Origin of the sequence: Coleofasciculus sp. FACHB-712 (assembly GCF_014695635.1) — a bacterium.
Classification (GTDB): domain Bacteria; phylum Cyanobacteriota; class Cyanobacteriia; order Cyanobacteriales; family FACHB-T130; genus FACHB-T130.
Genome location: NZ_JACJOQ010000637.1, coordinates 1 through 4,883, shown reverse-complemented (window position 1 = coordinate 4,883; position 4,883 = coordinate 1). Strand labels below are relative to the sequence as shown.

At 46.7% G+C, this 4,883-nt stretch carries 4 protein-coding genes; 3 read left to right on the top strand and 1 reads right to left on the bottom strand.

The genetic code is table 11. The annotated features are described in order from the left end of the window. The coding region (locus tag H6F50_RS23880) for an aminotransferase class V-fold PLP-dependent enzyme (RefSeq protein ID WP_190430605.1) at positions 1-1,182 on the bottom strand (1,182 nt) is incomplete at its 3' end. A gap of 391 nt (positions 1,183-1,573) precedes the next feature. On the opposite strand from H6F50_RS23880, the gene H6F50_RS23875 reads away from it, so the two are divergent. The 3 genes from H6F50_RS23875 to H6F50_RS23865 all read left to right on the top strand — a co-directional run bounded on the left by H6F50_RS23875 (position 1,574) and on the right by H6F50_RS23865 (position 4,880). Next, positions 1,574-1,771 (top strand): NblA/ycf18 family protein, encoded by a 198-nt coding sequence (locus H6F50_RS23875; RefSeq protein ID WP_190415249.1) that lies wholly within the window; start codon positions 1,574-1,576, stop codon positions 1,769-1,771. 153 nt (positions 1,772-1,924) lie between these two features. Further along, positions 1,925-4,270, top strand: a complete 2,346-nt coding sequence (gene pcrA, locus H6F50_RS23870; RefSeq protein WP_190430604.1) for a DNA helicase PcrA — start codon at positions 1,925-1,927, stop codon at positions 4,268-4,270. A 49-nt stretch (positions 4,271-4,319) separates the two neighbouring features. Continuing rightward, entirely contained in the window at positions 4,320-4,880 is a 561-nt protein-coding gene (locus H6F50_RS23865) for a GNAT family N-acetyltransferase (RefSeq protein WP_199292347.1), read from the top strand. Positions 4,881-4,883 lie beyond the last annotated feature (3 nt).

Here is a 4,883-nt window from a genome sequence, read left to right as displayed (position 1 = left end):
TTGAATGGCTTCAACAAGTTGGTCAATGTCAGATGGCAGGGTGAAATAGTGAACGCAGGCGCGTACACAGTCGGGATTGCGGATTGTCCGAACCAGCAAGTTTTGATTTTCTAAAGATTGTACTAATTGCTGGTGATTGCCCTCTCCTGAAAGCTGGAAGGAGACAAGACCGGATTCCGGCGGTGCATTTCGCAGACATTTGATGTGAGGAAGTTCGGCTAAACGTTGCCAGAGGTATTGGCTCAACTCCAGGATTTTTTGGAAGCGAGATTCTGGGGTTCCCCATTGCTGATGAAGAGCGATCGCTGCCCTAAGCCCAGCATAGAGGGGATAGGCAGAAGTCGCGACTTCATATCTTCGCCCATCCGGTTGCCAGCCAATTGGTTGACCGGATGAATTGTAAAGAATGCTGCGCCAGCCGATAAACGTGGGATTCAGGCTTTCTAAAGCTTCCGGTCGCACGTACAGACCACCGACGCCTTCTGGCCCGCACCACCACTTGTGACCCGTGAAAGCATAAAAATCAATCCCCAATTCTGTCAAATTTAGCGGCATTGACCCCACAGATTGAGCTGCGTCCACCAAAATTCTGATGGGGGGATTCTCGGTGGAATGGTTGCGGCAGGCGGCAGCAATTTCAGCCAGCGGCAAGACTTGACCCGTGTTCCAGAGGATATGACTCAGCACGACCATTCTGGTCTTGGGGCGCAGATATTCTGCGATCGCTGCTACGGGATCGCCTTCATTCAAAGTTCTCATGAGCGGACAGCAGGATACTTCAATGCTAAAGCGCCGTTGGAGTTCCTGAACGGTTGCCACAATGCCTGGATGTTCGCAGTCAGAAATTAGCAGATGGTCTCCGGCTTGCCAGTCCATGCCCCAGAGGGCGATATTGCAGCCGACGGTGACATCTTCAGTCAGGGTAATGGTCTGGGGAGAGACACCCAGAGAAGACGCGATCGCAACTCTAGTTTCCGTCGCCTCCCGTACCACCCAACTCCCTACCTCATTGGAAAACGGCCCCACACGCTGCACGTATTCATAGGATTGGAAAATAGCATCCAATGCTGCTTGGGGCATCGGGCCTTGACCGCCATAGTTGAAATAGGCTTTATTCGCGAGAGCTGGAAATTGCTGCCGATGGCGTTCTAGCAGCGTTTGTCCTGGAGAAATGCTCGTCATAGTATCAATATTAGACTTCACTTGAACAAGGAATCGTCACTTCGTAGCTTTGCTGGATACGGCAGCAGAGGCGTTGCAATTGGTTATCGCTGTAACGGTTGCTAGATAATGTTAACTTATTTAAAATTTTGCATAAATCCGGTGCGCTGACTTGACAAGTTTACAAGAACGTGAATCAAATTTCACAAAATCTCTTTCTCAGATTTCCCGTGTATGCAGGCTACAAAATGGCGTTGAGTGTCGGTTAAGTTGCTATGCATCTAATACCAAGTTTTCTTTTTGATGCTACACAACATTTAGAACCCAGTTATTTCCCTAGCAAATAACAAACAACAAGGGAGAATCAAAAATCGGTTCAAAGTTCATCTTATAACGAGTAAAGGAACTCGCTATGAATCAGCCAATTGAATTATCTTTAGAGCAAAAATTCAGTATTAGAAGCTTCTCAGACCAAGTGCAAAATATGTCCCGCGAACAAGCACAGGAATTTTTGATTATGCTGTACGAGCAAATGATCGTCAAAGAAAATATGTACAAGTCCTTTCTGAAGCACGAGTGGGGACTTGATTCAGGCAAAATGTCTGCATGAATCTTATCCGTAGTGCTACATTCGGGATGAGAAGTTAATGCTGGGCGATCGCACTCTCTTAAGCGAGGGACGGCAATGGTGGTCAACCAGGTTAGGTAGTATGGGATAGCCTTGCTAAAATACGCTCTTGCGTCGCATCCCTCCAGTTGAACCATGACCACCACTACTGACTTCCTTAGCCACCTCAACCCCTCCCAGCGCCGCGCTGTTGAGCATTTCTGCGGGCCTTTGCTGGTTGTTGCCGGTGCTGGTTCCGGCAAAACGAGGGCGCTGACTTATCGAATTGCCAATCTCATTTTGAAGCACCGGGTCGATCCGGAAAATATCCTGGCGGTGACTTTTACCAACAAAGCCGCGCGGGAGATGAAGCAGCGGATGGAAAAGCTGTTTGCCGAACAGCTCGCTGAAAAAGAATATGGGAAGCCGCTGACAGCGTTACCAGCGGATGAACAAACAAGATTGCGATCGCGCGTTTATAAAATTTACATCAAAGACTTGTGGATTGGTACTTTCCATAGTCTCTTCTCTCGTATCCTTCGATACGATATCGAAAAATATCAAGACGAAAGAGGACGTAAGTGGAGCCGCAATTTTTCTATTTTTGACGAATCCGACGCTCAAAGTTTGGTAAAAGAGATTGTTACCAAACAAATGAACCTGGATGAGAAAAAGTTTGAGCCGCGTTCGGTTCGTTATGCCATCAGCAACGCCAAGAATCAGGGATTTTCCCCCAAAGAATTTGAGGCGGAACAGTCAAATTATCGCGGACGGGTAATCTCGGAAGTTTACAGCAAATACCAAGATAGACTGGCAGAAAATAACGCGCTTGACTTCGATGATCTAATTGCGATTCCGGTAAAGCTATTTCAACAAAACGAGCAAGTCTTGGGTTACTGGCATCGAAAATTTGGTCACATTTTGGTAGATGAATATCAAGATACAAACCGGATTCAGTACGATTTGATTCGCCTGCTGACGACGAATGGAGAAACTAGAAAGAATGAGTGGGATTGGAAAAATCGCTCGGTTTTTGTCGTCGGTGATGCGGATCAATCTATTTACTCTTTCCGCATGGCAGATTTCACCATCTTGCTGGAATTTCAAGAAAACTTTGGGGATGGTTTGCCGGATGACGATACGCGGACGATGGTAAAGCTGGAGGAAAATTATCGCTCTAGGGAAAATATTCTCCAAGCGGCAAATAAACTCATTGAAAATAACACTCAGCGGATTGATAAAATTCTCAAAGCGACACGCGGGGCAGGCGAACAAATTTTTTGTCACAAAGCCGACAACGAGATTACAGAAGCTGAGTTCGTCGTGCATCAAATTCGCAACCTGAAACATAAAGATCCAGAGTTAGACTGGGGGAGTTTTGCGATTCTCTACCGCACGAATGCTCAATCTCGTGCTTTTGAAGAGTGCTTGGTGCGTGCGGGTGTTCCCTACAACATTGTTGGGGGTTTAAAATTTTACGACCGCAAAGAAATTAAAGATGCGATCGCGTATCTGCGGCTCATTGTGAATCCAGCGGATGCGCTGAGTTTGTCGCGAATCATTAATACTCCACGGCGCGGTATTGGCAAAGCGACCTTGGATGCGATCTCGGATGTCGCCCAAGAATTAGGCGTATCGATGTGGGAAATCCTCAAAGATGAAACCTCAGTCAAGACGTTAGCTGGACGTGCGGCGAAGTCTATTAACAGTTTTGTGCAGATGATTTGCCACTGGCAGCTACAATTGGACACTCTGCCAGCTTCGGAAATCGTGCAGGGAGTGATGCAAGATTCTGGTTATATTCAGGATTTGAAAAGTCAAGGCACCGACGAATCGCAAAACCGATTGGAAAACGTCCTTGAACTCAAGAACGCTGTTCTGCAATTTGAGGAAGAAAACGAAGATTCAAGCTTAGAGGGTTTTCTCGCAAGTGCTTCCCTATCTTCTGATTTGGATGATGTGAAAGAAGAGCGATCGCGCTTGTCGCTGATGACGTTGCACTCTGCCAAAGGACTAGAATTTCCAGTCGTCTTTTTGGTAGGAATGGAGCAAGGATTGCTTCCTCATACTCGGACTCTCAACGATCCGGCGCAGCTGGAAGAAGAACGCCGCCTCTGTTATGTGGGCATCACCCGCGCTCAAGAACGACTCTATCTCACCCATGCCCGCGAACGTCGCCTCTGGGGTTCCCGCGAACCAGCCATTCATTCTCAGTTTCTCAAGGAGTTACCCGCAGATTTGCTGAGTAGTAATTTACCAAAGGCAACTGCTAATAGTCGCGCTGGTATGGCGTCAACATCTCCGAGACAAACATCCAATGGTGCCAGCAGTCTAGGGCAGAATTGGAGCGTGAGCGATCGCGTCCTCCACAAAGCCTTTGGTGTCGGTCAAATTACTAACATTTTCGGGCAAGGAAACAAAATAACTCTCGCCGTGAGATTTCCTGGCATCGGTATAAAAATCATCGATCCTAAGATTGCTCAACTGCAACGAGCGGAATAAACAGTCAGGAGAGCTGATTCATTCAAAACTCAAAACAATTGATTGAGTCGTGAGTAAAATCGCCCCAAAGGAATACCACTCGAAAACTGGAGATGTTGTTACAGTCCGGAGTGCCTTGATTGAGGATGCAAAAGCTCTCGTCGATCTTCAATTTTCAGTCGCTCAGGAAGGCAAGTATATGGTGACTGAGGCTGAGGAATTTAACTTAACCAAATCGGAGGAAAAAGAAACAATTGAACAGCATTCTCAGCAACCAGGGCAACTTTACTTGGTGGCTGAGATTGACAACACAGTTGTCGGATTTGTTGAGTTTGAGAACGGAAACCGAAGACGCACCTCTCATAGTGGGATACTCTCCATTTTTGTTGGCAGAGAATGGAGAGGAAAAGGCATCGGCTCGTTTTTGCTGCAAGAACTGCTTGATTGGGCAGCTAATGAGCCCCTGATAGAAAAGGTAACTCTAGCAGTGTTCTCTACAAATCGCAGCGCGATCGCTCTCTACAAAAAATTCGGTTTTCAAGAAGAAGGAAGATGTCCCAAAGATATGAAATTAGCATCTGGAAAGTATATCGATAGTGTATTGATGTACAAATTTGTAAAGGAAACGTAGAGA

Excerpts from the sequence above, each read along its gene's own strand:
- H6F50_RS23875 (WP_190415249.1), top strand. The coding sequence starts at position 1,574 with ATGAATCAGCCAATTGAATTATCTTTAGAGCAAAAATTCAGTATTAGA.
- pcrA (WP_190430604.1), top strand. The coding sequence starts at position 1,925 with ATGACCACCACTACTGACTTCCTTAGCCACCTCAACCCCTCCCAGCGC.